The organism is Aeromonas sp. A600620 (assembly GCF_029479985.1).
Classification (GTDB): Bacteria; Pseudomonadota; Gammaproteobacteria; order Enterobacterales; family Aeromonadaceae; genus Aeromonas; species Aeromonas veronii_A.
In genome coordinates, this window is sequence record NZ_JAAKXB010000011.1 from 79,863 (window position 1) to 106,044 (window position 26,182).

Annotated in this window: 23 protein-coding genes; 9 read left to right on the forward strand and 14 right to left on the reverse strand. The window is 58.9% G+C overall.

Features of this window, described 5'->3' with window-relative positions; genetic code table 11:
- Window positions 1-72: 72 nt before the first annotated feature.
- The 3 genes from aceE to ampD all read right to left on the reverse strand — a co-directional run bounded on the left by aceE (window position 73) and on the right by ampD (window position 4,431).
- A complete protein-coding gene (aceE, locus tag G5533_RS14285) occupies window positions 73-2,733 on the reverse strand; it encodes a pyruvate dehydrogenase (acetyl-transferring), homodimeric type (RefSeq protein ID WP_270905385.1) in 2,661 nt (886 codons plus the stop codon).
- Between the two features lie 79 nt (window positions 2,734-2,812).
- Window positions 2,813-3,577, reverse strand: coding sequence for a pyruvate dehydrogenase complex transcriptional repressor PdhR (gene pdhR / locus G5533_RS14290; protein WP_159144446.1), 765 nt, complete (start codon window positions 3,575-3,577; stop codon window positions 2,813-2,815).
- Window positions 3,578-3,855: 278 nt separating this feature from the next.
- On the reverse strand, window positions 3,856-4,431 hold the full coding sequence (gene ampD, locus G5533_RS14295) for a 1,6-anhydro-N-acetylmuramyl-L-alanine amidase AmpD (RefSeq protein WP_441254940.1): 576 nt from the start codon (window positions 4,429-4,431) through the stop codon (window positions 3,856-3,858).
- A 130-nt stretch (window positions 4,432-4,561) separates the two neighbouring features.
- Here ampD and G5533_RS14300 point away from each other — a divergent pair, with 130 nt between their 5' ends.
- The 9 genes from G5533_RS14300 (at window position 4,562) to yacG (ending at window position 12,274) form a co-directional block, all read left to right on the forward strand.
- A complete protein-coding gene (locus G5533_RS14300; protein ID WP_040068932.1) occupies window positions 4,562-5,032 on the forward strand; it encodes a retropepsin-like aspartic protease family protein in 471 nt (156 codons plus the stop codon).
- A 3-nt stretch (window positions 5,033-5,035) separates the two neighbouring features.
- On the forward strand, window positions 5,036-5,899 hold the full coding sequence (gene nadC / locus G5533_RS14305) for a carboxylating nicotinate-nucleotide diphosphorylase (RefSeq protein ID WP_421313065.1): 864 nt from the start codon (window positions 5,036-5,038) through the stop codon (window positions 5,897-5,899).
- A 314-nt stretch (window positions 5,900-6,213) separates the two neighbouring features.
- Complete coding sequence (gene tapA / locus G5533_RS14310; protein ID WP_441254942.1) at window positions 6,214-6,666, forward strand: type IVa pilus major pilin TapA; 453 nt, start codon at window positions 6,214-6,216, stop codon at window positions 6,664-6,666.
- Window positions 6,667-6,670: 4 nt separating this feature from the next.
- On the forward strand, window positions 6,671-8,377 hold the full coding sequence (gene tapB / locus G5533_RS14315; protein ID WP_266134898.1) for a PilB family type IVa pilus assembly ATPase TapB: 1,707 nt from the start codon (window positions 6,671-6,673) through the stop codon (window positions 8,375-8,377).
- A 129-nt stretch (window positions 8,378-8,506) separates the two neighbouring features.
- On the forward strand, window positions 8,507-9,748 hold the full coding sequence (locus G5533_RS14320; protein ID WP_227341827.1) for a type II secretion system F family protein: 1,242 nt from the start codon (window positions 8,507-8,509) through the stop codon (window positions 9,746-9,748).
- A gap of 60 nt (window positions 9,749-9,808) precedes the next feature.
- Window positions 9,809-10,681 (forward strand): prepilin peptidase, encoded by an 873-nt coding sequence (locus tag G5533_RS14325; protein WP_216952201.1) that lies wholly within the window; start codon window positions 9,809-9,811, stop codon window positions 10,679-10,681.
- Window positions 10,682-10,695: 14 nt separating this feature from the next.
- Window positions 10,696-11,310, forward strand: coding sequence for a dephospho-CoA kinase (coaE, locus tag G5533_RS14330; RefSeq protein ID WP_421209458.1), 615 nt, complete (start codon window positions 10,696-10,698; stop codon window positions 11,308-11,310).
- A 37-nt stretch (window positions 11,311-11,347) separates the two neighbouring features.
- The gene (gene zapD / locus G5533_RS14335) at window positions 11,348-12,070 is read left to right on the forward strand and encodes a cell division protein ZapD (protein WP_216952203.1); all 723 of its coding nucleotides are present in this window, start codon (window positions 11,348-11,350) and stop codon (window positions 12,068-12,070) included.
- A 9-nt stretch (window positions 12,071-12,079) separates the two neighbouring features.
- Entirely contained in the window at window positions 12,080-12,274 is a 195-nt protein-coding gene (gene yacG, locus G5533_RS14340; protein WP_216952204.1) for a DNA gyrase inhibitor YacG, read from the forward strand.
- 75 nt (window positions 12,275-12,349) lie between these two features.
- Here the strand turns inward: yacG and mutT are convergent, their stop codons facing one another.
- The 11 genes from mutT to murD form a co-directional block, all read right to left on the reverse strand.
- Complete coding sequence (mutT, locus tag G5533_RS14345; protein ID WP_219594806.1) at window positions 12,350-12,754, reverse strand: 8-oxo-dGTP diphosphatase MutT; 405 nt, start codon at window positions 12,752-12,754, stop codon at window positions 12,350-12,352.
- 185 nt (window positions 12,755-12,939) lie between these two features.
- Window positions 12,940-15,660, reverse strand: coding sequence for a preprotein translocase subunit SecA (secA, locus tag G5533_RS14350; protein ID WP_421332948.1), 2,721 nt, complete (start codon window positions 15,658-15,660; stop codon window positions 12,940-12,942).
- Window positions 15,661-15,720: 60 nt separating this feature from the next.
- Entirely contained in the window at window positions 15,721-16,626 is a 906-nt protein-coding gene (locus tag G5533_RS14355) for a peptidoglycan DD-metalloendopeptidase family protein (RefSeq protein WP_257124209.1), read from the reverse strand.
- Between the two features lie 140 nt (window positions 16,627-16,766).
- Entirely contained in the window at window positions 16,767-17,690 is a 924-nt protein-coding gene (gene lpxC, locus G5533_RS14360; RefSeq protein WP_005336146.1) for a UDP-3-O-acyl-N-acetylglucosamine deacetylase, read from the reverse strand.
- Window positions 17,691-17,789: 99 nt separating this feature from the next.
- Window positions 17,790-18,941, reverse strand: a complete 1,152-nt coding sequence (gene ftsZ, locus G5533_RS14365; protein ID WP_005336147.1) for a cell division protein FtsZ — start codon at window positions 18,939-18,941, stop codon at window positions 17,790-17,792.
- A gap of 39 nt (window positions 18,942-18,980) precedes the next feature.
- A complete protein-coding gene (gene ftsA / locus G5533_RS14370) occupies window positions 18,981-20,240 on the reverse strand; it encodes a cell division protein FtsA (protein WP_005336148.1) in 1,260 nt (419 codons plus the stop codon).
- Window positions 20,221-20,973, reverse strand: a complete 753-nt coding sequence (locus G5533_RS14375; protein ID WP_216952206.1) for a cell division protein FtsQ/DivIB — start codon at window positions 20,971-20,973, stop codon at window positions 20,221-20,223. Before G5533_RS14375 ends, ftsA begins: the two co-directional genes overlap by 20 nt.
- 97 nt (window positions 20,974-21,070) lie before the next feature.
- Window positions 21,071-22,525: a UDP-N-acetylmuramate--L-alanine ligase gene (gene murC / locus G5533_RS14380; RefSeq protein ID WP_216952207.1), complete on the reverse strand. Its 1,455-nt coding sequence runs from the start codon at window positions 22,523-22,525 to the stop codon at window positions 21,071-21,073.
- Window positions 22,526-22,636: 111 nt separating this feature from the next.
- Window positions 22,637-23,719: an undecaprenyldiphospho-muramoylpentapeptide beta-N-acetylglucosaminyltransferase gene (murG, locus tag G5533_RS14385; RefSeq protein ID WP_216952208.1), complete on the reverse strand. Its 1,083-nt coding sequence runs from the start codon at window positions 23,717-23,719 to the stop codon at window positions 22,637-22,639.
- Window positions 23,719-24,900 carry a cell division protein FtsW gene (ftsW, locus tag G5533_RS14390; protein WP_005341699.1) on the reverse strand — a complete coding sequence of 394 codons (1,182 nt, stop codon included), beginning with the start codon at window positions 24,898-24,900 and terminating at the stop codon, window positions 23,719-23,721. Before ftsW ends, murG begins: the two co-directional genes overlap by 1 nt.
- Window positions 24,897-26,180, reverse strand: a complete 1,284-nt coding sequence (gene murD, locus G5533_RS14395) for a UDP-N-acetylmuramoyl-L-alanine--D-glutamate ligase (protein WP_216979978.1) — start codon at window positions 26,178-26,180, stop codon at window positions 24,897-24,899. Before murD ends, ftsW begins: the two co-directional genes overlap by 4 nt.
- Window positions 26,181-26,182: the final 2 nt, after the last annotated feature.

A 26,182-nucleotide genomic window follows, 5' to 3' on the forward strand; every position in this document is an offset into this window, starting at 1 on the left:
ACGCACATCTCGCGTTAACCGTTTTAAATCCTGGCAGGGTCGCGCCGTCATACGGCGCGCCCCTTGAGCCACTTACGCGTACAGCGGGTTGACCTTGTCGGCATCGATGCCGTACTTGGCGATGGCGTCGGCCACAACCTGCTTGTCTACCTCGCCGCGCTTGGCCAGTTCGGTCAGAGCAGCAACCACCACGTAGAACTCGTTCACTTCGAAGTGACGACGCAGGTTGGCACGGCTGTCGGAACGGCCGTAGCCGTCGGTACCCAGCACGCGGTAGTTCTCGGTCGGAACGAAGGCGCGAACCTGATCGGCGAAGGACTTCATGTAGTCGGTCGCAGCGATGGTGGCTTCGGAACCCAGTACCTGAGCGATGTAGGGAACACGCGCTTCAGAGGTCGGGTGCAGCATGTTCCAGCGATCCGCGTCCTGACCGTCACGGGCCAGCTCGTTGAAGGAGGTGACGCTGAACACATCGGAACCGATGCCGTACTCGCTGGCCAGGATCTGGGCAGCCTTGCGCACGTGCCCCAGGATGGAACCACAACCCAGCAGCTGAACTTTCGCCTTGGCACCGGCGACGGATTCCAGCTTGTAGATACCCTTGCGGATGCCTTCCTCGGCGCCTTCCGGCATGGCCGGCATGGCGTAGTTCTCGTTCAGGGTGGTGATGTAGTAGAACACGTTCTCCGGGTTCTCACCGTACATGCGGCGCAGGCCGTCCTGTACTATCACCGCCACTTCATAGGCATAGGACGGGTCGTAGGAGATGCAGTTCGGGATGGTGTTCGCCAGGATGTGGCTGTGACCATCTTCGTGCTGCAGACCTTCGCCGTTCAGGGTAGTACGACCGGAGGTTGCACCCAGCAGGAAGCCACGGGCTTGCTGGTCACCGGCTGCCCACGCCATGTCGCCGATCCGCTGGAAGCCGAACATGGAGTAGTAGATGTAGAACGGGATCATCGGGCAATCGTTGGTGCTGTAAGAGGTCGCAGCAGCCAGCCAGGAGGACATGGCGCCCAGCTCATTGATACCGTCTTGCAGAACCTGACCCTGCTTGTCTTCCTTGTAGTAGGAGACGATGTCGCGGTCTTGCGGGGTGTACTGCTGACCGTGCGGGCTGTAGATACCGATCTGGCGGAACAGACCTTCCATACCGAAGGTACGGGCTTCGTCAGCGAGGATCGGAACGATGCGCTTGCCGATGGACTTGTCTTTCAGCATCACGTTCAGGGAACGCACGAACGCCATGGTGGTGGAGATTTCGCGCGCTTGCTCGCCCAACAGCGGGCCGAAGGCATCCAGCGCCGGGATTTCCAGCTTGGTGGTGCTTTCGCGCAGACGGGTCGGCAGATAGCCTTTCAGGGCTGCACGACGAGCATGCAGGTACTTGTGCTCTTCACTGCCCTCTTCGATCTTCAGGTACGGCAGATCGGCCAACTGCTCGTCGGCCACCGGCAGGTTGAAGCGGTCACGCAGGTGACGCACGGAGTCCAGCTCCATCTTCTTGACCTGGTGAGCGATGTTCTTGCCTTCAGCCGCTTCACCCATGCCGTAACCCTTGATGGTCTTGGCCAGAATAACGGTCGGCTTGCCCTTGGTCTGGGTCGCCTTGTTGAATGCGGCGAACAGTTTGCGAGGATCGTGACCACCGCGGTTCAGAGCGAAGATCTCCTCGTCGGTCATGTCTTTGACCAGCGCGGCAGTTTCCGGATAACGGTTGAAGAAGTGCTCGCGGATGTAGCCACCGTCGCGGGACTTCATGGTCTGGTAGTCACCGTCCACGGTCTCGTTCATCAGCTGGATCAGCTTGCCAGAAGTATCCTTGCGCAGCAACTCATCCCACTTGCGACCCCAGATCACCTTGGTCACGTCCCAACCGGCGCCAGCGAACAGGCCTTCCAGCTCGTTGATGACCTTGCCGTTACCGACAACCGGACCATCCAGACGCTGCAGGTTGCAGTTAACCACAAATACCAGGTTGTCGAGCTTTTCACGCACGGCAACGGTCAGGGCACCTTTGGCTTCCGGCTCGTCCATCTCGCCGTCACCCAGGAAGGCGTAAACGGTCTGCTCGGAGCAATCCTTGATGCCACGGTCGGTCAGGTACTTCAGGAAACGAGCCTGATAGATGGCGGCGATAGGGCCCAGACCCATGGAGACGGTCGGGAACTGCCAGAAGTCCGGCATCAGTTTCGGGTGCGGATAGGAAGGCAGACCCTTGCCGTCCACTTCCTGACGGAAGTTGTCCAGCTGCTCTTCGGTCAGACGACCCTCAGCAAAGGCGCGAGCATAGATGCCCGGGGAGATGTGACCCTGGAAGTAAACCAGATCGCCACCATCCTTCTCGTTGCGAGCACGGAAGAAGTGGTTGAAGCAGACATCATAGATGGTCGCAGAAGAAGCGAAGGAAGACATGTGACCACCCAGGTCCAGGTCTTTCTTGGAGGCGCGCAGCACGATCATCATGGCATTCCAGCGGATGATGGCGCGAATGCGGCGTTCCATCTCCAGGTCACCCGGGTAGTCCGGCTCATCGCTGGACGGGATGGTGTTGATGTAATCGCGATTTGCCTTGGCAGCCACGTCCACACCGCTTGCGCGGGCTTTCTCGGCCAACTGTTCAAGGATGAACTGAGCGCGTTGCGGACCCTCTTCACGCAGCAGGGATTCCAGAGAGGCAAGCCACTCCAGCGTTTCTATCGGGTCCACATCGTTCTTCAGGATATCAGACATGGCTGGTTCCTATGTTGTTGTGATTGCACGGCATTGCACGGCGAAGGGCGCAAGCATTCGACAATAAAGCCTTGTGGGATTAGTTTTCCTGCTGACGGATCCGACGCATGGATCGCTGGATCCGGCTGTCTTCCCTCTGCATATCCAACAAGGTGTCCTCGATAAAGGCCAGATGCTCATGACAAGCTGTTCTGGCCCGCTCCGGAGCCCCCGAAAGAATAGCCTCGATCAGATTCGCACGATGGCGACGTATCTTGGCTACCACTCCCGGGCGGCGATTCAAAATCTCGTTATTCTGCAGAATGTTCTGTTCGAGCATCGGGCTCATGGCCCGCAGCAGGTGCAGCAGCACCACGTTGTGGGACGCCTCGGCCACCGCCAGATAAAACTGGGTCACGGCTGCCGATTCGGCCACCAGCGAGCCCAGCTGGCCCGCCTCTTCGATGGTGGTTTGCACCTGACGAATACGCTCGAAATCAGACCCGGTTCCCCGCAAGGCCGCGTAGTAGGCACAGATGCCTTCCAGCGCGTGGCGAAACTCCAGCAGGTCATACCGGGCTTCCGGGTGGGTACTGAGCAGTTCGAACAGAGGATCGGCGATCCCCTTGCTCAGGGCATTCTGCACATAAGTGCCGCCGCCCTGACGGCGATAAAGCAATCCGCGCGCTTCCAGTCGCTGGATGGCTTCGCGCAGGGAGGGGCGCGATACCTGAAACTGGATGGCGAGTTCCCGCTCGGGAGGCAATTTCTGTCCCGGCTGCAGGCTGCCTTCCAGAATCATCTGTTCCAGCTCGGCGACAATGGAGTCGGCCAACTTGGGTTGCGTAATCTTGCGATAGGGCATGAGGCTACTTTGTTAAATTGGTATTACCAATTTCATGGATGGGGCGAAAATTAGCAGAGGCCTTTTGAAAAGTCCACTCAAAAGATGATCTGAGTCAAGAATCAGCCCTGTCACTTAAGAGGTAAAGCAGGGGAAACATGATTTAGCTCATAGAAAATGGTCTGACCAATATTCTTGACTTCGCTCACAAATAACATTTGCGCAACCAGAGACAAAAATGGCCTGCCAGATAGGCAAGCCATTGATTTTAAAATCCAAACTAAATTTGAATGTTTACTTTAGCTGTTTAGTAGTTGCCGGTAGTAATCCCACTGGAAACTGGCTCCGGGATCCGTCTTGCGCCCTGGCGCGATATCGCAATGGCCGACAATTTTTTCGTGGGTGATGGCCGGATAGCGCTCCGAAATAGCTCGAGTGAGCCCTGCCAATGCCCGGTATTGAGCCTCGGTGTAGGGGATTTCGTCAGTCCCTTCCAGCTCGATGCCGATGGAGAAGTCATTGCATGCCTCCCTCCCCTGCCAGCTCGATACTCCCGCATGCCAGGCGCGCTTGCCGAACGGCACATACTGCACCAACTCGCCATCACGGCGGATCAGGCAGTGGGCCGAGACCCGCAACTGATGGATACCGGCAAAATAGGGGTGAGCCTCCGGGTCGAGTCGCCCCATAAAGAGATTGTCGATAAAGGGGCCGCCAAACTCCCCCGGCGGCAGGCTGATGCCATGCACCACCAGCAGGGAGATATCATCCGGCGCGGCCCGCTCGTTGTGATGGGGAGAAGGCACTCGGCGCGCCTGCTGGCACCAGCCTGCGGCATCGATAGAGAAACAAGGTTGCGAAGCGAGTTGAGTCATCGGCTACTCGAGTTGGCTGATAAATGGCGAGAAAACGAAGATACCTGATAGGCAATCCGGCACCAACTCACTGAATCCAAGGGAAATGGTATGTTAGGCTGAGTCATCTTCCGCTCGATATGGATGGGGTATGCAGCACACGGCACGCTGGATGTGGTTACTGGCCTGGCTCTCTTTGATGGGCCTGCTGACCCTCTATTTTCACTCCCGCAACCAACCAAGCGTCACCGCCAGCGGCGAGCTATTGCTGCGGGCCGACCAGAGCGGCCACTATCGTCTGGAGGGTGCCATCAACGGCCAGCCGGTGCAACTGCTGCTCGATACCGGCGCCACCCGTATCACCATCCCGCAGCAGGTTGCCGAGCGGCTCGGCCTGACCGCTCATGGCAGCAGCCAGGTCAATACCGCCGCGGGGCAGATCCGGGTCGGCAACGGCACCATCGAAACGCTGGCGATGGGGCCATTGACCTTGTACGATCTGGCCATCTTTATCAATCCGGCGGCAGACGGTGACGAAGTGCTGGTTGGCATGAACGCCCTCGGTCGGCTGGAGCTGGTTCAAAAGGAGCGGCAACTGCTGCTCAGACCCTTGCAGGAATAAGGCATGTTTCAACAGGATGTCAGCCGCGCCGTGCGCGCCGCACTACTCGAAGATCTGGGCGATGCCCTCACCACGCTGGAGCAACCGGACGCCAGTGCCGATATCACCGCCCAGCTGATCCCGGCCAACCGGATGGCCAGCGCCCGGGTCATCACCCGCGAGGCCGGAGTGTTCTGCGGCCAGCCATGGGTGGATGAAGTGTTCGTACAACTCGGCGGCGACGTGAAGGTGGAGTGGAAGGTGCAGGATGGGGAAGTGCTCTCCCCCAATCAGGAGCTGTTCCGCCTCCACGGCCCTGCCCGCCTGCTGCTGACCGGCGAGCGCAATGCGCTGAACTTTGTCCAGACCCTCTCCGGCGTCGCCACCCTCACCGCCCGCTACGTGGCTGAACTGGAAGGCACCGACTGCCGCCTGCTGGACACCCGCAAGACCATCCCCGGGCTTCGCACCGCCCAGAAGTACGCGGTCACCTGCGGCGGCGGCAAGAATCATCGCATCGGCCTCTACGACGCTTACCTCATCAAAGAGAACCACATCCTCGCCTGTGGCGGCATTGCCGAGGCGATTAATGAGGCTCGTCATCTCAATCCGGGCAAACCGGTGGAGGTGGAAGTCGAATCGCTGGCAGAACTGGAGCAGGCGCTGGCGGCCAATGCCGATATCGTTATGCTCGATAACTTCGACGTGACCATGATGCGGGAAGCAGTCGCCATCAATCAGGGCCGCGCCAAGCTGGAAGTCTCCGGCAATGTGACCCTCGACACTCTGGCCGAGTTTGCAGCCACCGGCGTCGATTTTATCTCAGTCGGGGCGCTCACCAAGCATGTACGGGCACTCGATCTCTCCATGCGCTTTATCCAACCGTGAGACGTCCCCCACAGGCTTGAGCAAACACTCGATATAACCGGATAAACAACTTGCAAAAGGCGCCAGAGGCGCCTTTTCTTTATGCAGGATCCCTCGGCAAAGGAGTGTACAGACGGACCCTAACTCGGCCACAGAAAGAGTCATAGGAGGCTACTTCTTTTATGACACGCATCAAGTTTTTGCTAAATGAAAGAAGTGTGATTAACAAAATGGACAATCTCTGTTGCCACCCCTGACAGCTCGGATAAGATACTGACGTGCAGATGATTTTCCACCGGCACTTCCCAGGAACCAAGGATAAAAGGATATTTTCCATGAAAAGCGAAATGAAGAAACAATCGGGTTTTACCCTTATTGAACTGATGATCGTGGTCGCCATCGTGGCTATTCTGGCAGCTATCGCGCTGCCGGCGTATCAGACCTACACCAAAAAGGCGAAATTTTCCGAAGTAATAGCAGCAACTGGGCCATTTAAAACCGCCATTGAGATTTGCGCGCAAGCGCAAGGCTTACCTGCAGGCAACGACTTAACCGGATGCGATTCAGCTGGCACAAATGGTATTCCTAGCGATATATCTGCTGCTGAAGGTACTGTGGGTTCTGTTACGATCACAGCCACAACAGGAGTCATTACCGCCACAGCTAATGGCATTACCATGTCTGATGGTACGACTGAATACGATTACACGATCACTCCTACTATAGAAGCGTCAGGGAAAATAACTTGGGCCCCTGGCGGCTCATGCCAAGCAGACGGCATCTGCTAATTTAATGACCTCTAGCCCCAATAGCGGCCTGGCGTTAAGCCTGGCCGCCTCTTCACTGATCAGTGAAGAGGATTCCCAGCGCTATCTGAGCCAGGCCAAGGCCCAGCGCAAACCCTTTGTGACCTTTCTGATAGAAAACGACATCCTCGACAGCAAGGCGCTCGCCGATTTTTGCGAGCTGGAGTATGGGGTACCTCTGCTGGATCTTGCCGCCTTCGATTTGGCCGAGATCCCGCAGAAGTACCTCAATCAGAAGCTGATTGAGAAGCACCACGTCCTGCCCATCTATACCCAGGGCCACACCCTCTATATCGCCATGTCGGATCCGACCAATGTCTCGGCCCTTGAGGACTTCGGCTTCAGCTTCGGGCTCCATACCGAGGCGCTGCTGGTGGAGGAGAACAAGCTCACCGCCGCCATCGGCAAGCTGCTGGAGAGCGAAAACGACGCCCTCGGCATGGAGGAGATCGACGAGGCCGAGATTTCGGATCTCGAAGTCTCCGACGAGAACAGCCGACTGGACGAGAGCGTCAATACCGCCGATGACGATGCCCCCATCGTCAAGTACATCAATAAGATCCTGATGGATGCCATCAAGCGCGGCGCCTCCGACCTGCACTTCGAGCCCTATGAGTTCAAATATCGAGTGCGCTTTCGCATCGACGGCATTCTGCACGAAATCGCAACCCCGCCGGTCAATCTGGCCAACCGCTTCTCTGCCCGCCTCAAGGTGATGGCGCGGCTCGATATCGCCGAGCGGCGGCTGCCGCAGGATGGCCGCATCAAATTGAAGCTGTCGCGCAACAAGTCGATGGATATGCGGGTCAACACCCTGCCCACCATGTGGGGGGAGAAGATCGTTATCCGTCTGCTCGACTCCTCGGCGGCCCGCCTCAATATCGAGCAGCTTGGCTTCGACGACCGCCAGAAGGCACAGTACCTGCGAGCCCTCTCGAAACCGCAGGGGATGATACTGGTCACCGGCCCCACCGGCTCGGGCAAGACGGTATCGCTCTATACCGGCCTCAATATTCTCAACACCACCGAGGTGAATATCTCTACCGCTGAAGATCCGGTGGAGATCAACCTGCCGGGCGTCAACCAGGTGCAGGTCAACCCCAAGGCGGGGCTCACCTTCGCCAGCGCCCTGCGCTCCTTCTTGCGGCAAGATCCGGATGTGGTGATGGTGGGGGAGATACGGGATCTCGAAACCGCCGAGATCGCCATCAAGGCGGCCCAGACCGGCCACTTGGTGCTCTCGACCCTGCATACCAACTCGGCTGCCGAAACCCTGACCCGGATGATGAACATGGGGGTGCCCGCCTTCAATATCGCCTCTTCGGTCACCCTGATCATGGCCCAACGGCTGGCCCGCAAGCTGTGTGACCACTGCAAGGCGCCGGAGGTGGTGCCGGAAGCCGAGCTGCTGGAGCTGGGTTTTACCCCGCAGCAGCTGGCAGCCGGCTTGCGACTGTTCAAACCGGTTGGTTGCAAGGAGTGTTCCGGTGGCTACAAGGGGCGAGTCGGCATCTACGAAATCATGCTAATGTCGGAAAATATCGCAAAATTGATCATGCAGGGGGCCAACTCCCTGCAAATTGCGGCGATTGCCCAGAAAGAAGGCATGCGCACCCTGCGCACCTCGGGACTGGAGAAGGCACGGCTCGGTGTCACCAGCCTGGCCGAGGTCAACCGGGTCACCACCAATTAAACCTCGCCAAGATGCGAGCAAGATGATCTACCAGCAAGCGACCAGATGGTGCCAAGCCGTTTGAGGATATTTATCAGGTCAGATGGTTCAGGGGCTCCCTGACCATCCGCCCAATTGCAGGATGCAAAGATGGCAACCCTAACGAAAAAGAACAACACCCCGAAAAAAGTCTTTGCCTTCCGCTGGCACGGGGTCAATCGCAAGGGGCAGAAGGTCTCCGGCGAGCTGCAGGCTGACAGCATCAATACCGTCAAGGCGGAGCTGCGCAAGCAGGGAGTAAACGTCACCAAGGTGGCCAAAAAATCTCAGGGGCTCTTCTCCAAAGGCGGCGCCAAGATCAAGCCGATGGATATCGCGATTATCTCCCGCCAGATCACCACCATGCTCTCCGCCGGCGTACCACTAGTACAGAGCCTGCAGATCATCGCCCGCAGCCACGAGAAAGCCGCCATGCGCGAGCTGATGGGTGAGATCGCCTCCGATGTTGAGACCGGAACCCCCATGTCGGAGGCGTTGCGCCGCCACCCTCGCCATTTTGACGATCTCTACTGCGATCTGGTTGAGGCGGGGGAGCAATCCGGTGCGCTGGAGACCATCTACGACCGTATCGCCACCTATCGGGAAAAGTCGGAAGCGCTCAAGTCGAAGATCAAGAAGGCCATGTTCTATCCCACCATGGTTATTCTGGTGGCCATAGTGGTGACTTCCATCCTGCTGCTGTTCGTCATCCCCCAGTTCGAGGATATCTTCAAGAGCTTTGGCGCCGAGCTGCCGGTGTTCACCCAGTTTGTCATCGGCATCTCACGCTTTATGCAGAACTGGTGGTATGTCTTCTTCGGCGGAGCTGCGCTCGCCATTTTCCTCTATGTACGCGCCTGGCGCGCCTCCCAGAAGGTAAGGGACAATACCGACAAGTTTGTGCTCACCATCCCGGTGGTCGGTATGATCCTGCACAAGGCGGCCATGGCCCGCTTTGCCCGCACACTCTCAACCACTTTCTCGGCCGGTATCCCGCTGGTGGATGCTCTCATCTCGGCGGCCGGTGCCTCCGGCAACTATGTCTATCGCACCGCCGTTATGGCCATTCGCAACGAGGTGGTGGCCGGTATGCAGATCAACGTGGCAATGCGCACCGTCGATCTCTTCCCGGACATGGTGATCCAGATGGTGATGATCGGCGAGGAGTCCGGTGCCATCGATGATATGCTCTCCAAAGTTGCCACCATCTTCGAGCAAGAGGTGGACGACCTGGTCGATGGCCTTACCAGCCTGCTGGAACCCCTCATCATGGTGGTGCTCGGGGTGCTGGTCGGCGGCATGGTTATCGCCATGTACCTGCCCATTTTCAAACTTGGCGACGTGGTGGGTTGATTCATCAGGGCATGGAGCCAAAGCCATGCCCTTCACTCATTCAATAACTGACGGTTGGTTATGACACTTCTTCTCGAGCTGGCTCACGGCTTGCCATGGCTCTTTTTTTCGCTGGTTTTTATCTTTTCCCTGATGATCGGCAGTTTCCTCAACGTAGTGATCCACCGCCTGCCCATCATGCTGGAGCGAGAGTGGCAGGCCGAGTATCGCAGCTACTTCTCCCCCGACGAAGAGGCCATCGCACCAGAGCGCTACAACCTGATGGTACCGCGCTCCGCATGTCCTCACTGTGGTCACCCCATTACCGCCATCGAGAACATTCCGCTGCTGAGCTGGCTCTGGCTCAAGGGGCGTTGCCGCGACTGTCAAGCGCCCATCTCGGCCCGCTATCCGCTGGTAGAGCTGATAACAGCCCTGCTCTCGGTGGCCGTTGCCATGGTCATAACGCCGGGCTGGGGCACACTGGCCGCCCTGCTGCTGACTTGGGTATTGGTGGCCCTCACCTTTATCGATCTCGACAAGATGTTGCTGCCAGATCAGCTCACCCTGCCCCTGCTGTGGGGCGGTCTGCTGTTCAATCTGGCAGGTGGCTTCGTACCGCTGGCGGATGCCGTGATTGGCGCCATGGTCGGCTATCTGGTGCTCTGGAGCCTCTACTGGGCCTTCAAGCTGCTCACCGGCAAGGAGGGGATGGGCTATGGCGACTTCAAGCTGCTGGCGGCGCTGGGTGCCTGGCTCGGCTGGCAGGCGCTGCCGATCATATTGCTGCTCTCATCCCTGGTCGGCGCCGTGATCGGCATCAGCCTGATCGCCTTGCACAAACACCATCAGGGCAAGCCCATCCCCTTCGGCCCCTACCTCGCCATCGCGGGCTGGATTGCCCTGCTGTGGGGCGATACCATCACCAACTGGTATCTCTCTACCCTGCTTTGAGCAAGAGGCCCCCCATGTATGTAGTTGCTATTACCGGTGGTATCGGCAGTGGCAAGACCACCATCGCCAATCAGTTTGCCGAACTGGGTATCGAGGTGGTGGATGCCGATGTGATCGCCCGCGAGGTCGTAGAGCCGGGCACACCGGCTCTTGCCACCATCGCCGACCATTTTGGCCCGGATGTGATTGAGCCGAGCGGTCAACTCGACCGTCGCACCCTGCGCGAGCGGGTCTTCAGCGACCCGCAGGCCAAGGAGTGGCTCAATGCACTGCTCCATCCGCTGATTCGCAGTGAAATGCTGCGCCAGTGTGCCGCAGCCAGTTCTCCTTACTGCCTGCTGGTGGTGCCGCTGCTGGTGGAGAACAAACTCACCGGCCTCGCCGACCGGGTGCTGGTGATCGATGTGGACGAAGCGACCCAGATTGAGCGCACCTGCCGCCGTGATGGCGTCAGCACCGAGCAGGCCAGAGCCATCATCGCAGCACAGGCCAGCCGGACAGAACGGCTAGCTGCGGCGGATGATGTCATCGAGAACGCCAATGGCAGCGAAATGGCGATAAAAACGCGGATTTTGGCACTACACGAGACATATCTGGCATTTGCCTCTCAACAACCCCGTCAACAGTGAGTACACTAGGCCGGTTTATGGCTGGCCAGGATTAGGCATGATTTACGATTTTCCCCTCAATGAAAAAAGCCGGACCTACCTGCGTCTGGAGTCCCTGTTTTCCCAAATTCGCGACAATCTGGAGAGCGAGCAATCCTGGGCCCATATCGCCTTCTTCAAAGGGCTGTTCGATCTGCAGGAGCTGCTGGAGCGTGGTGACTTGCGCGCTGACCTTATCAAGGATCTGGAGCGTCTCGGCCAACGTCTGAGCCACTGGGCCAGCCTGCCCGACGTCGATCTGGAGCAGATCAAACAGATGCAGCAAGAGAGCAGCCAGCTCTCCCGCAACCTGCTCAACTCGCCACGCCCGGGAGCCCGCCTGAAAGAGGATCGTCTGCTCGGTTCCATTCGCCAGCGCTTCTCCATCCCGGGTGGTCTGTGTGCCTTCGACGTGCCCCAGCTGCACCACTGGCTCGGAACCCCGGCCATCACCCGTCACCAGCAGATGCAGGGCTGGCTTAGCGACATCACCCTGCTGATGAACGCCATCACCCTGTTGCTGCGTCTGTGGCGTGAATCGGGCAGCTTCAGCGAGCAGGTGGCGACCAACGGCTTCTTCCAGGACACCGCCGAAAGCGCCGAGCTGATCCGCATCAAGCTGCCGGGCAATCTGTTCTGCTACCCGACCCTGAGCGGCCACAAGAATCGTTTTGCCCTGCGCTTCCTGCCTACGGGCGAGCAGCAGATTGGCGATGTGCCATTCCAGCTCGCCTGCTGCTAAGGAGTACTTATGGTCACCAAGGTAAAGTGTCCGACCTGCCAGAGCGAAGTGGAGTGGGGCTCGCAGAGTCCGTTCCGACCTTTCTGCAGCAAACGCTGCCAGTTGATCGATCTCGGCGAGTGGGCCGATGAAGAGAAACGGATACCCGGGGAGATCAACCCGGATCTGCTGCCAGAGCAGGAAGAGGGCGATCAGTGGCTATAAGCCCCTGGTCACTCTCCGCTATAAAATAAAAAAGGGCCGATGGGCCCTTTTTTGATGCTTGTTTTTGCAACCGGTTCAAGCCAGCAGGCCTTGAAGCCGCGCGACAATCGGACCGTTGGCATCGGGAAAGTGGTAGTTGTGCAGCTCGGCCACCGGCACCCACAGACACTCCTGCCCCTCCTTGCCGAACGGCTCGCCGCTGAAACGGGTCACCTTCCAGATATCCAGCAACACCTGCTTCTCGGGGTAGTCGTGCTGCAGTTCCATAAAGGGGGCACAATCCAATACCCGGATGCCGATCTCTTCCCACAGCTCCCGATCCAGCGCAGTCAGCAGATCCTCACCCGACTCGACCTTGCCACCTGGAAACTCCCAGCGATCCCCCTGATGGCGATCGGAGGAGCGTCTGGCGATAAAGATATCGCCCTGTTCATTCTCGATGACGCCAACCGCTACCCAGATCCGCTTTTTCTGTTCCATCTTGTTACCTTTGTACGCTATGGCTGACCAGGCCGTTCAATGTGCCCAACCTCCGGCTGGATGAACGGCCGATGATGCCTGATATCCGATAACCCTTGGTCAGATGGCGCCACCACAGTGACGTCGCCACCCTCTGACAAAAACAAGGCGGGCACCGGGCCCGCCTTGTCATAGCACTGCATCGATCAGGTCAACTGACCGTGGCAATGCTTGTATTTCTTGCCTGAACCGCACGGGCAGGGATCGTTGCGACCAACCTTCTGCTCATCGCGCACGAAGGTGGTGTGGCCCTCTTCACCTGCGGCCTGTTCATCGGCCAGCTGGCTCTCAGCCGCGGCATGGGTGTAGGTACGGGGAGCGGCTTCCGCCTGCTGGCGCTGCTGCTCTTCCATCGCTTCCACATCGCGCTCCTGCACCTGAACACGGCTCAGGATGCTGACCACGTCGCGCTTGAGGGTTTCCAGCATCTGGGTGAACAGATCGAAGGATTCGCGCTTGTACTCCTGCTTGGGGTTCTTCTGGGCGTAGCCGCGCAGATGGATACCCTGACGCAGGTGATCCATGGCCGCCAGATGCTCTTTCCACAGACCATCCAGAGTTTGCAGCATCACTGCCTTCTCGAAGTTGCGTAGCACCTCTTTGCCAACCAGCTCCTCCTTGTGGGCATAGAGCTTGGTGGCTTCGTCCAGAATGCGCTCGCGCAGCTTCTCTTCATACAGCTTGTCATCTTCCGCCAGCCACTGCTGCAGCGGCAGATCCAGCGCGAAGTCTGCCTTCAGGCGCGCTTCCAGACCCGGCACATCCCACATCTCTTCCAGAGACTGGGGCGGGATGTACTCGTCAATCACGCTGCCGTAGACATCATCACGGATAACGTGGATGGTCTCGGAGATATCGTTGGTATCCAGCAACTCGTTACGCTGCTCGTACACTACCTTGCGCTGGTCGTTGGCCACGTCGTCAAACTCCAGCAAGCTCTTGCGGATGTCGAAGTTGCGACCTTCCACCTTGCGCTGGGCATTTTCGATCGCCTTGGTGACCCAGGGGTGTTCGATGGCTTCGCCCTCTTCCATGCCCAGCTTCTTCATCATGCCGGTAACGCGATCGGAGGCGAAGATCCGCATCAGGGTATCTTCCATGGAGAGGTAGAAGCGGGAGGAGCCCGGGTCACCCTGACGACCGGAACGGCCGCGCAGCTGGTTGTCGATACGACGGGATTCGTGACGCTCGGTACCGATGATATGCAGACCGCCGGCAGCCAGCACCGCATCGTGACGCACCTGCCATGCCGCTTTCAGCTCGGCAATCTGTGCCTCGGTCGGATTCTCCAGCTTGGCGATCTCCGCCTGCCAGTTGCCCCCGAGCACTATGTCGGTACCACGACCCGCCATGTTGGTGGCGATGGTGACCGCGCCAGTCTGGCCAGCCTGGGCAACGATCTCCGCTTCCATGGCGTGGAACTTGGCGTTCAGCACCTGATGCGGGATCTTCTCCTTGGTCAGGATGCCGGAGAGCAGCTCGGAGTTCTCGATAGAGACGGTACCAACCAGTACAGGCTGGCCCTTGGCCACGCACTGACGGATATCTTCGATGATGGCGGCATACTTCTCATTGGCGGTCAGGTAGACCAGATCGCCCATGTCCTTGCGCACCATCGGCTTGTTGGTCGGGATAACCACGGTATCCAGGCCATAAATCTGCTGGAATTCAAAGGCTTCGGTATCTGCAGTACCTGTCATTCCCGCCAGCTTGTTGTAGAGACGGAAGTAATTCTGGAAGGTGATGGATGCCAGCGTCTGGTTCTCGTTCTGGATCTTCACCCCTTCCTTCGCTTCAACGGCCTGATGCAGACCATCAGACCAGCGACGACCCGGCATGGTACGACCGGTGTGCTCATCGACGATGACGATCTCGTCTTTCTGGACGATGTAGTCCACGTTGCGCTCGAACAGGGTATGAGCACGCAGACCGGCGTTCACGTGGTGCAACAGACTGATGTTGGAGGCGGAGAACAGGGAATCGTTCTCATCCAGCAGCCCCTCTTTCTTGAGCAGCTCTTCCACGAAGATCTGGCCGTTTTCGGTCAGCAGCGCCTGACGGTTCTTCTCGTCTACCGTGTAGTGACCGTCACCGGTGTACTCTTCGGTATCTTCCTTGTCCTGCTTGACCAGCAAGGGGATCAGCTTGTTGACACGAATATAGAGCTCGGAGCTGTCTTCGGCCGGGCCTGAGATAATCAGCGGGGTACGAGCTTCATCGATAAGCACCGAGTCAACCTCATCCACCAGCGCGTAGTTGAGCGGACGCTGTACCCGTTGCTCCGGCGAGAACGCCATGTTGTCGCGCAGGTAGTCGAAACCGAATTCGTTATTGGTACCGTAGGTGATGTCGGCGGCGTAGGCGTCACGCTTCTGGGACGCATCCATGCCGGGCACATTGCACGCAACGGTCATGCCGAGGAAGGCGAACAGCGGGCGGTTCGCCTCCGCATCACGTTTGGCCAGGTAGTCGTTTACCGTCACCACGTGGACGCCACGACCGCTCAGGGCATTCAGGTAAGCTGGCAGGGTTGCGGTCAGGGTCTTACCTTCACCGGTTTTCATTTCCGCGATGCGGTTGGAGTTCAGCACCATGCCGCCGATCAGCTGCACATCGAAGTGACGCATGCCAAACACCCGCTTGGAGGCTTCACGCACGGTCGCGAACGCTTCCGGCAGCAACTGCTCCAGAGTCTCACCCTGCTCGATACGCTGACGATATTCAGCCGTTTTGGCCTGCAACTCAGCATCGGAGAGAGCCTCGAACTGCGGCTCCATGGCATTGATCTGTTTTACAATTTTGCGCAAAGCCTTGAGCGTTCTGTCGTTCCGGCTGCCGATAATCTTGGTAAGCAGTGTGCTAATCATGGGTACCAACTATTTCTGGTTATATAAAGCGTTCCGTCACTGGAACCTGAAGAAAAAAACCTAACCCCGGCTGGCACTGAGAAAGCGTGCGGGGTTGACCTGACGACCATCTTTCAACACTTCGTAATGCAAATGGACCCCGGTCGCGCGACCGGTGCGCCCCATCAAGGCAATTTTCTGCCCCTGATCAACCAGGGTGCCCACCTCGACCAGCAACCTGGAATTGTGGGCATAGCGGGTGACCAGACCATTGCCGTGATTAATCTCCACCATATTGCCAAATTCCGGATGACGGCCGGCCCAGCTGACAATGCCGGGCCCGGTGGCCAGAATCGGGGTTCCGGGTTTGCCACGGAAATCGACCCCTTTATGCATCTTGGCACGCCCATTGAACGGATCGACCCGTCCGCCAAAGCCGGATGAGACCCAAACTCGCTCTTGTTTGACTGGCGTGCCGGAAATAAAACCGGCATCGGTGATATGGTGATTCATGATGAAAGATTCAAGTACCGACAGCTGCTCTTCGCGGCTGCTGAGCTGCTGGCTGAGGTGTTTCATCGAAGCCTGCAGCTCGTTGAGGCTCACTTCCAGATCTTCATCGTAAGAGGGACCGCCCATGGGGGGCAGCTCTTTGAAATTGAACTCGTCGGGATCGAGGTCGGCCTGTTCGGTCAGTCGCTCGCCAAGGGCATTGATACGACCCAGCTGCCCCTGCATGGTGCCCACCTGAGCAGCCAACATGGCCAGCTGTTCGCGCGCTTCATCACCGCTCTGCTCGGCGGAGCGCTGTTCGGCCATGGCCAGCGCTACTTCCAGCGCCTCCATTTTCTGGTGCCAACTCTGCCAGAGCCAGCCACCACCAAGGGCCAACAGGGAGAAAACAATACCGCCGACCCATGCCAGACGTTGTTTGGGCAGGTGCAACTTGCGTCGCTGCTTGCCGTGGAGGATCAGGGTAATGCTCATAGAAATCAGTCTGCTCGGTCAGGTGCGGCCAGGAGCCTGCACGGGAAATAAAACCGGGAGATAATCGGTATTAAAGGATGGAGTAAACAAATGACGGAACGTCGGTGCGGAGAGAGGACCGACGTTCCGTTGCACAGCTATCAGGCCAGAACCAGACCGTTATCGTAGTAAGCGATAGGCGCTTTGTCGCCCTCACCCTCGAAGGTCACCAGTTCCCAAGCCTCCTGCTCGGCCAGCAAGGCACGCAGCAGCTTGTTGTTCAGGGCATGTCCGGTCTTGTAGGCACGGAACTCACCGATGATGCTGCGGTTACACATATAGAGGTCACCGATCGCGTCCAGCATCTTGTGCTTGACGAACTCGTCCTCATAACGCAAACCGTCTTCGTTCAGCACTCGATAATCGTCCAGTACCACGGCGTTTTCCAGGCTTCCGCCCAGCGCCAGGTTCTGGGAACGCAGGTACTCGATATCGCGCATGAACCCAAAGGTACGGGCACGGCTGATCTCTTTCACGAAGGAGGCACCGGAGAAGTCCAGTACGCAACGCTGATTGCGCCCTTCAAAGACCGGATGCTGGAAATCGATCTCGAGATCCATCTTGAAGCCGTTGCGATAGGGGTGGAATTCCGCCCACTTGTCGCCGTCTTCAACCCGGATGCTCTTCTTGATCCGCACAAACTGCTTGGCAGCATTCTGCTCACGGATCCCGACTTCCTGCAGCAGGTAGATAAAGGGATGCGCACTGCCGTCCATCACCGGGATCTCGGGCGCGTCAACCTCGACATAGAGGTTGTCGATCCCCATCCCGGCCAGCGCGGCGGAGAGGTGCTCAATGGTAGAGACACGGACACCGGCTTCGTTGACCAGAGCGGTACAGAGCACGGTATCGCGCACCTGATCGGCATTGGCTGGCAGCTCCACCACAGGATTCAGGTCGGTACGCAAGTAAACGATTCCTGTGTTCACAGGCGCCGGACGGAACGTCATGGTGACTTTCCGGCCCGAATGCAGGCCGACACCAGTCGCCTGAACACTCGTTTTCAAGGTTCTTTGTCTAATCATGGGTGTACCCTAAACAGCTTAAAATCCGGACCAGATGGTCGTTGGCAGGCCATCTTAGCACATTCCTTAAGCAACAGACAAACACGCCTCATAAGAGACTTAGTCTGCCTGCTTGCGCAGGAACGCCGGAATATCCAGATAATCCGGTTCACGACGGGCTTGCGGCTCGGCGTTAACCACCTTGGCCGGGGCTTCGTCCATCACGCGGCCTTGCATCATGTCGCTGACCAGCGGCTGACGTACCGGGCGCTCTTGCACCTGGCTGCTCTTGACTAGCGTGATGTCGGGCTTGCGCTCGGCACCGATACCGGTGGCAACCACGGTCACACGCAGTTCGTCGTGCATTTCCGGATCGATTACGGTACCCACTACTACAGTGGCGTTCTCGGAAGCGAAGGCCTTGACCGCGTTACCCACGGTTTCGAACTCTTCGATGGTCATGTCCATACCGGCGGTGATGTTAACCAGGATGCCACGGGCACCAGCCAGATCCACATCTTCCAACAGCGGGCTGGAGATGGCTTTCTCGGCCGCTTCCTCGGCACGGTCATCACCAGAGGCGGAACCGGTTCCCATCATGGCGGTACCCATTTCACGCATCACGGTACGCACGTCCGCAAAGTCGACGTTGATCAAACCCGGACGGGTGATCAGCTCGGCAATGCCCTGTACCGCGCCAAGCAGCACATCGTTGGCTGCCTTGAAGGCATCCAGCAGGGAGATACCGCGACCCAGCACCTTCAGCAACTTGTCGTTGGGGATGGTGATCAGGGAGTCGACGTTTTTGGAGAGCTCTTCGATACCGTGCGCAGCGAAGCCCATCCGCTTCTTACCTTCAAAGGAGAACGGCTTGGTCACCACAGCAACGGTCAGGATGCCCATCTCGCGTGCCACTTCAGCCACGATCGGCGCAGCACCGGTACCGGTACCACCGCCCATACCGGCGGCGATGAACACCATGTCGGAACCGGTCAGCAGCTCACGCAGTGCTTCGCGATCTTCCATGGCCGCATCACGACCCACTTCCGGATTGGCGCCGGCACCCAGACCCTTGGTGATGCCACCGCCGATCTGCAGGGTAGTGTTGGCGCTGGAGTTACGCAGTGCCTGGGCGTCGGTGTTGACGGTAATAAACTCAACACCCTCAATATTTTGACGAACCATGTGTTCGACAGCGTTACCGCCGCCGCCACCTACACCGATCACTTTAATGACGGCTTCGTCAGTGTGGCTATCCATAAATTCAAACATGTTGTCTCTCCGCTTTATTTGCCTGACTCAGCAAAATTCTTAGAACTCGCCACGCAGCCAGTTGCTAACCCGTTTGACCAGGCCACCGACGCTTGCCTTGGCGGCATATTCTTTGTTGCTACCTGTGGCTTGATGGGTGCGGCCATATTGCAGCAACCCGACCGCAGTCGAGTACACCGGTGCCTGCACGTAATCACTCAAACCACGTATGTTCATGGGCTCTCCCACCCGGACCTGGCTCTGGAAGATCTGCTCTGCACACTCCACAATACCTTCAATCTGGGCAGCGCCGCCGGTCAAGACCACACCGGCTGCCAGCTGATGCTTGACCCCCTGCGCTTTCAACTCGCTTTGTACCCGCACCAGCTCATCATTCACCATGGAGAGCAACTCGGTGTAACGGGGCTCAATCACTTCAGCCAGTGTCTGCCGTTGCAGGCTGCGCGCCGGGCGACCACCGACACTGGGTACTTCAATATTGTCTTCCTTGCTGACCAGACGACCGAGGGCGCAACCGTAACGCACCTTGATCGCTTCCGCGTCGAGCGGCGGCGTGCCGAAGGCGTAGGCGATGTCGCTGGTCACAGTGCTGCCAGCATACGGGATCACCTTGGTGTGGCGCAGGGCACCGCCGGTAAACAGCGACATATCCATGGTACCGCCACCGATATCCACCACGCAGACACCCAGCTCTTTCTCGTCTTCGGTCAATACGGCATAGCTGGAGGCCAGCGCGGAGAAGATCAGTTGATCCACGCGCAAACCGACCTTCTCCACACACTTCTCGATGTTGCGAGCCATGTCGTTGTGGCAGGTGATCAGGTGAACCTTGGCCGCCATCCGCACGCCGGAGAGGCCGACCGGATTCTTGATCCCTTCCTGATAGTCGATCGCAAACTCCTGGGGCAGCACGTGCAGCACACGCAGCTCGTCGGAGAGGCGAACCGACTTGGCGGTGTGGATCACGTTGTCCACATCCTCCTGGGTCACCTCCTCATCGGAGATGGGCACCATGCCGGTCTCGTTGCGGCAGTCGATATGCTTGCCGGACAAACCCAGATAAACCGAGCTGATCTGGCAGTCGGCCATCATCTCGGCCTCTTCCACCGCACGGCGCAATGACTTGACCACGGAGTCGAGATCGTTGACCCCACCCTTCTCCATCCCGCGGGAGGCGTGACTGCCCATACCGATGACGTTCAGCTCACCGTCCGGCAATACTTCCCCGACCAGAACCGCCACCTTGGTTGTGCCGATATCCAGTCCGACAATCAAATTCCTATCTGCGGTGTTGGTCATGCACTTTCTCTTCGCTCTTCTTCCAGCCAACTGCCACACCGGTATCGTATCGAAGATCCACATACGCAACCTGCGAACGGGGTTCGATAACCGGGAAGGCATCGATAAATCGCTGCAACCTGAGCGCTATGTCGTTGCGACCCAGAAACAGCTTGATATTGCCATCCAGGGTCAGCTCCCAGGCATGGCGGGGAGTCAGATTCACTCCCAGCAACTTGTATCCCTTGGCAGCCAGTTGCGACTCGTACTGCCGACTCTCTTTCAACACCATGGCGGCCTGGTCATCCGGCCCCGACAACTGCATCAGCGGCGTCTTGACCCGATCCGGGGCGCTGAACACCTTGCCCTTGGTGTTGACGAAGCGGTTGCCGTTCCAGCGCGCCGCTACGTCCTGTTCCGTCAGGTAGACCTTGATCTTGTTCGGCCACTTCTTGCGTACCGATACCGAGGCCACCCATGGCAAGGCATTGAGCCTTGCCTGCAATTCATTGACATCCAACTCGAAGAAGTTGCGTAATTCGGCACCATCCAGTACCGCTAACCGCAGCTCCTCCGTCTCCAGATACTGATGTTGCCCTTGCAGCAACAATTCGCTCATGGGCAACCGATTGGCATCCGTCAGCCAATCTTTAACATCCAGCGCAGTCCGGTAGCAGCCCCATATCACCAGCAGGAAAAACATCACCCCTGCGATGAAGCCACCCTTGGTGCGCCCCTGTGCCCTTGCCTCCACCCGTTCGATCCCCGTGTAACGCGCTAAACCGGCCTTTGACAGACCGGTTCGCCATTATATAGGCCCCGGCTTGGCGGTCAAAATACTCATTGGGCCCTCAGGCACCAGATTTCATGCTATCTATGCTCAATTTCATCTCGCCAAGACGACGGGCCAGTGCCCCGACGTTCCCGGCGCCTTGAGTCAGCACCAAATCCCCCTCGCCAATCAGGTCGGCCAGCACGGCTGGCACGTCATCCGGTGTAGCGACGAAGATGGGTTCCAGGTTGCCGCGCGAGCGAATGGAGCGGCACAGTGCCCGTCCATCAGCGCCCGGGATCGGCTCCTCACCGGCAGCATAAACCTCCAGCATCACCAGCACGTCTACCTTGGAGAGCACATCGGCGAAGTCCTCGTAGAGGTCGCGGGTGCGGGTATAACGGTGCGGCTGGAACACCATCACCAGACGCTTCTCGGGCCAACCGGCACGGGCGGCATTGATAGTGACCTTCACTTCGCTCGGGTGGTGGCCGTAATCGTCCACCAGCATCGCCTTGCCACGACCAGTTTCGAACTCGCCATACTGCTGGAAGCGACGGCCGACACCTTCAAACTTGGCCAGCGCAGAGATGATGGCCTCGTCGCTGACACCGTCTTCCGTCGCGACAGCAATCGCCGCGGCGGCGTTCAAGGCGTTGTGAATGCCCGGCAAATTAAGGGTGACCTGCAGTTCACCCGCCTCTTTGCGGCGCACCCGGAAGCGGCTGTGGTTGTTGGTCTGGACAAAATCCAGTACCTGCACGTCAGCGTCTTCAGAGAGACCGTAGGTCAGGGTCGGGCGGGCAATCTCCGGCAACATGCCACGGATCACCGGATCATCGATGCAGACCACCGCCAGTCCGTAGAAGGGCAGATTGTGCAGAAACTCGATGAAGGTGGCCTTCAGCCTGGAGAAGTCACCGCCGTAGGTGTCCATGTGATCCGCTTCGATGTTGGTCACGATAGAGACCATCGGTTGCAGATGCAGGAAAGAGGCGTCGCTCTCGTCCGCTTCGGCAATCAGGTAGCGGCTGCTTCCCAAGCGGGCATTGGTGCCGGCACTGTTGAGCAGGCCACCGATGACGAAGGTCGGGTCGCGATCGGCTTCGGCATAGATGCTCGCCACCAGACTGGTGGTGGTGGTCTTGCCGTGGGTACCGGCAATGGCGATACCGTGCCGGAAACGCATCAGCTCGGCCAGCATCTCAGCACGCCGTACTACCGGGATCCGCAGTTCGCGGGCAGCCAGCAACTCCGGGTTGTCCTGCTTGATGGCAGTAGAAACCACCACCACGCTGGCGCCGTTGACGTGCTCGGCGTTGTGGCCAGTAAAGATATGGGCGCCCAGAGCCTCAAGCCGCTCGGTCACCGCATTGCGAGCCAGATCAGAACCCGTTACCTGATACCCTTCGTTGGCAAGTACTTCGGCGATCCCGCCCATACCGGCACCACCGATACCGATAAAATGGATGCGACGCACGCGGCGCATTTCGGGGATCACAGTACGCAGTTTTGCCAGTTCAACCTTGGTCATAATCATCTCTTTAGTCTGCCGCAGGCCATGTACCGTCAAAGCTCGGCTGCACAGCGGCATCAATACATACAGGTACAAGGCTGCACGGAGTCACCACTGCAACCTTGCTCATTAATCTTTACCACTCTGCCCACTGGCGAGCCGCTTGCACTCATCAGCAACCCGCTCGGCCGCATCGGTAATGGCAACGCGACGGGCGGCCTGAGCCATGCTAAACAGGGTCTCCCTGCGGCCAGCCAGCCAGGAGAGGCGCGCCGCCAGCGAGGTGGTGGTCAGCTCGGACTGGGGCAGGAATTCGGCCGCACCACCGTCGACCAGAGTCAGAGCGTTACGGGTCTGGTGATCATCCACTGCATGGGGCAGCGGGACGAAAATGGCTGCCACCCCGGCGGCGGCCACCTCGGATACCGTCAGGGCTCCCGCCCGGCAGACAACCAGATCGGCCCAGGCATAGGCGCCGGCCATATCCTTGATAAATTCACTCACCTCGGCATTGATGCCGTGCTGGGCATAGGCAGCAGACACTGTCTCGGCATTGCCCTTGCCACACTGGTGACGCACCTCGATAGGCACACCAGCCGCCGCCACCGCAGCGGGTACCTGCTGGTTGAGCACCCGGGCACCCAGGCTGCCACCGACGATCAACAGATGCAGCGGCTCGGCTTCGCTGCGAAGCTGCGGATCCGGCAGGGCGACCACTTCGGGACGCACCGGATTGCCGACCACGGCGGTACGGCGGCTCGGCGCGAAGGCACCCGGAAATGCCATCAGCACCCGCTTGGCAATACGCGCCAGCAGCTTGTTGGTCATGCCGGCAGCGGCATTTTGCTCATGGAGCAGTAACGGGATGCCGGAGAACCAGGCCGCCACGCCGCCCGGACCGGAGGCAAAGCCCCCCATACCGAGCACCACATCAGGGCGAACAGTCTTGAGCACCTGACGCGCCTGCAAGATCGATTTGACGATACGATAGGGCGCCATCAGCAGTCGCTTGATGCCGTTGCCACGCACCCCCTGAATATCGATGAAGGAGATGGGATAACCATGGGCGGGCACCAGCTCCGCCTCCATCCGGTCCGCCGTCCCCAGCCAGTGGACAGTCCAGCCCTGCTCCCTCAGTCGATCGGCCACGGCCAGACCGGGAAAGACATGCCCCCCGGTACCACCTGCCATCACCAACAGCGTCTTGCTCACTAAACCTCCCGCACCCGCGCCTGGGCAGTCGCCTGACGCAACTCAAAATCGATTCGAATCAACATGCTCACCGCCACTGTCATGATGATGAGACTCGAGCCACCGTAACTGACCAGCGGCAGGGTCAACCCCTTGGTCGGCATCATGCCGCTGGCTGCGCCAACGTTGACGAAAGTCTGGAAACTGAACCAGATGCCGATACCGATAGCCAGATAGCCATCATAGAGGCGGTCGGCTTGCAGGGCGCGATGCCCCAGCTTCAACGCCTTGATCGCCAACGCAAAGATGAGACACAGGGCGCCCAGTACCCCGACGTAACCCAGCTCTTCGCCGAGGATCGCAAACACGAAGTCGGTATGCGCTTCCGGCAGGTACTCCATCTTCTGGATGGAGTTGCCGAGCCCTTCGCCAAACCAGCTGCCACGGCCAAACGCCATCAGCGACTGGGTCAACTGGTAGCCACTGCCAAACGGATCGGCCCAGGGATCCATAAAAGAGGTCACCCGACGCATCCGGTATGGCTCGACGATGATCAGCATGATCACCCCACCAAGACCGCCACCGATAAGGATCATGAACTGCCACAGTTTGGCGCCAGCCAGAAACAGCATGCCGAACGAGGTGACGAACATCACCACGGTCGACCCCAGATCCGGTTGCAGCAGCAACAGGATCGCCAACACCCCGAATACTGCCAAGGGCTTCAGGAAGCCAAGCCAGGCTTCACGCACCTCGTTCTGACGCCGCACCAGATAACCGGCCAGATAGACGAATAGGGCCAGCTTGCCAAACTCGGCCGGCTGCAGGTTGAAGGGGCCCAGTGGCAGCCAGCGCACCGCACCGTTGACATTGCGCCCGACCACCAGCACCAGTACCAGCAGCAGAATGGCCAGCAACAGCATGGGTCCGTTGTACTCCTGCCAGCGCGCCATCGGCACCTGCAACACAAACCAGGAGATACCGAGCGCCATCACCAGAAACATGGCGTGACGCTTCACAAACATGAAGGGATCATCCCCCAGGGAGATCCCCTCCGGGATCGAGGCTGATGCCACGATCACCACCCCGACCGCCATCAGGGAGAGCGCCAGCAACACCAACTGCCGGTCATAGAGGCCGGCAGGGCGCGCCGGCAATAGCCAGCGCTGGAACAGACCTGCGGCTGCGCGAAGGGCATTCATAGCGCCATCACCATCTCGGTAAAGCGATCGCCACGCACCTCGAACGACTTGAACTGATCGAGGCTGGCACAGGCTGGCGCCAGCAGCACCCAGTCACCGGGCTTGGCATCGGCAGCCGCCTTGGCAACCGCAGCGGCCAGGTCGGCCACCCGTTCGGTCTGCTCACCCAGCGCCAGCAGCACCTCGGCATCCTGACCGAAGCAGTACATGTGATCGATCTGGTTGCCCAGCAGCGCCTGGATCGGGCCAAAATCCTGCCCCTTGCCCTGACCACCGGCCAGCAGCAACAGGCGCCCCTTGACCGACTCGCGCACACCGGCAACGGCAGCTAGCGTAGCTCCCACGTTGGTGGCTTTGGAGTCGTTGATCCAGCGCACCCCGTTCACTTCGCGCACGAAACGGGCACGGTGGGGCAAGCCTTCAAAGCGGCGCAGCACGGTGAGCTGGGCAGCGCGGGGAATGCCGACCGCATCGCACAGCGCCATGGCGGCCAGCGCGTTGGCCTGATTGTGGGCACCGACGATCTTCATCTCGTCCACCGCCAGCAGCGGCTCGCCGTGCAGGGTCAACCAGTAGCGGCCATCCAGCAGGCAGCGGCCATAGCCATTGCAGTCAAGACCGAAGCTCTGCCACACCTGACCCACATCGGGCAAAGTCTGGGGATCGTCGCGATTGACCAGAATGTGTTTGGAGTGCTGATGGATCTCCATCTTGGCGGCACGGTAGTCGGCCATACCCTGATAGCGATCCATGTGATCTTCAGAGAGGTTCAGCACCACAGAGGCGGCAGCACGCAGGCTGTGAGTGGTCTCCAACTGGAAGCTGGATAGCTCCAGTACGCAGAGATCCATCGGCTGCTTGAGCAGCTCCAGCGCAGGCGTACCGATATTGCCGCCCACGCCCACCTTGAGCCCGGCTTCGGCAATCATCTCACCCACCAGGGTCGTGACAGTGCTCTTGCCATTGGAACCTGTGATGGCGATGACCGGTGTCTCGGTCTCGCGAACGAACAACTCGATATCGCCGACGATCTGCACACCACATTCGGCAGCCGCTTTCAATTCAGGGGTAGCCAGGGCAATGCCCGGGCTCGCGACGATCATATGCGCCTGTTTGAGTCGCTCACCATCCAGCCCGTAAATGAGTTCCACCTCGGCAGGTAGTTGATCCTTGCCGGGCGGGTTGGCGCGAGTGTCCATCACCAGTGGGGTGACACCACGGCCGAGGAAGTAGTCGACGCAGGAGAGTCCGGTTTTGCCGAGTCCGATAACGATGACCATGG

Coding starts and splice junctions, on each gene's coding strand:
- aceE (WP_270905385.1), bottom strand. CDS start 2,733: ATGTCTGATATCCTGAAGAACGATGTGGACCCGATAGAAACGCTGGAG.
- pdhR (WP_159144446.1), bottom strand. CDS start 3,577: ATGCCCTATCGCAAGATTACGCAACCCAAGTTGGCCGACTCCATTGTC.
- ampD (WP_441254940.1), bottom strand. CDS start 4,431: ATGACTCAACTCGCTTCGCAACCTTGTTTCTCTATCGATGCCGCAGGC.
- G5533_RS14300 (WP_040068932.1), top strand. CDS start 4,562: ATGCAGCACACGGCACGCTGGATGTGGTTACTGGCCTGGCTCTCTTTG.
- nadC (WP_421313065.1), top strand. CDS start 5,036: ATGTTTCAACAGGATGTCAGCCGCGCCGTGCGCGCCGCACTACTCGAA.
- tapA (WP_441254942.1), top strand. CDS start 6,214: ATGAAAAGCGAAATGAAGAAACAATCGGGTTTTACCCTTATTGAACTG.
- tapB (WP_266134898.1), top strand. CDS start 6,671: ATGACCTCTAGCCCCAATAGCGGCCTGGCGTTAAGCCTGGCCGCCTCT.
- G5533_RS14320 (WP_227341827.1), top strand. CDS start 8,507: ATGGCAACCCTAACGAAAAAGAACAACACCCCGAAAAAAGTCTTTGCC.
- G5533_RS14325 (WP_216952201.1), top strand. CDS start 9,809: ATGACACTTCTTCTCGAGCTGGCTCACGGCTTGCCATGGCTCTTTTTT.
- coaE (WP_421209458.1), top strand. CDS start 10,696: ATGTATGTAGTTGCTATTACCGGTGGTATCGGCAGTGGCAAGACCACC.
- zapD (WP_216952203.1), top strand. CDS start 11,348: ATGATTTACGATTTTCCCCTCAATGAAAAAAGCCGGACCTACCTGCGT.
- yacG (WP_216952204.1), top strand. CDS start 12,080: ATGGTCACCAAGGTAAAGTGTCCGACCTGCCAGAGCGAAGTGGAGTGG.
- mutT (WP_219594806.1), bottom strand. CDS start 12,754: ATGGAACAGAAAAAGCGGATCTGGGTAGCGGTTGGCGTCATCGAGAAT.
- secA (WP_421332948.1), bottom strand. CDS start 15,660: ATGATTAGCACACTGCTTACCAAGATTATCGGCAGCCGGAACGACAGA.
- G5533_RS14355 (WP_257124209.1), bottom strand. CDS start 16,626: ATGAGCATTACCCTGATCCTCCACGGCAAGCAGCGACGCAAGTTGCAC.
- lpxC (WP_005336146.1), bottom strand. CDS start 17,690: ATGATTAGACAAAGAACCTTGAAAACGAGTGTTCAGGCGACTGGTGTC.
- ftsZ (WP_005336147.1), bottom strand. CDS start 18,941: ATGTTTGAATTTATGGATAGCCACACTGACGAAGCCGTCATTAAAGTG.
- ftsA (WP_005336148.1), bottom strand. CDS start 20,240: ATGACCAACACCGCAGATAGGAATTTGATTGTCGGACTGGATATCGGC.
- murC (WP_216952207.1), bottom strand. CDS start 22,525: ATGACCAAGGTTGAACTGGCAAAACTGCGTACTGTGATCCCCGAAATG.
- ftsW (WP_005341699.1), bottom strand. CDS start 24,900: ATGAATGCCCTTCGCGCAGCCGCAGGTCTGTTCCAGCGCTGGCTATTG.
- murD (WP_216979978.1), bottom strand. CDS start 26,180: ATGGTCATCGTTATCGGACTCGGCAAAACCGGACTCTCCTGCGTCGAC.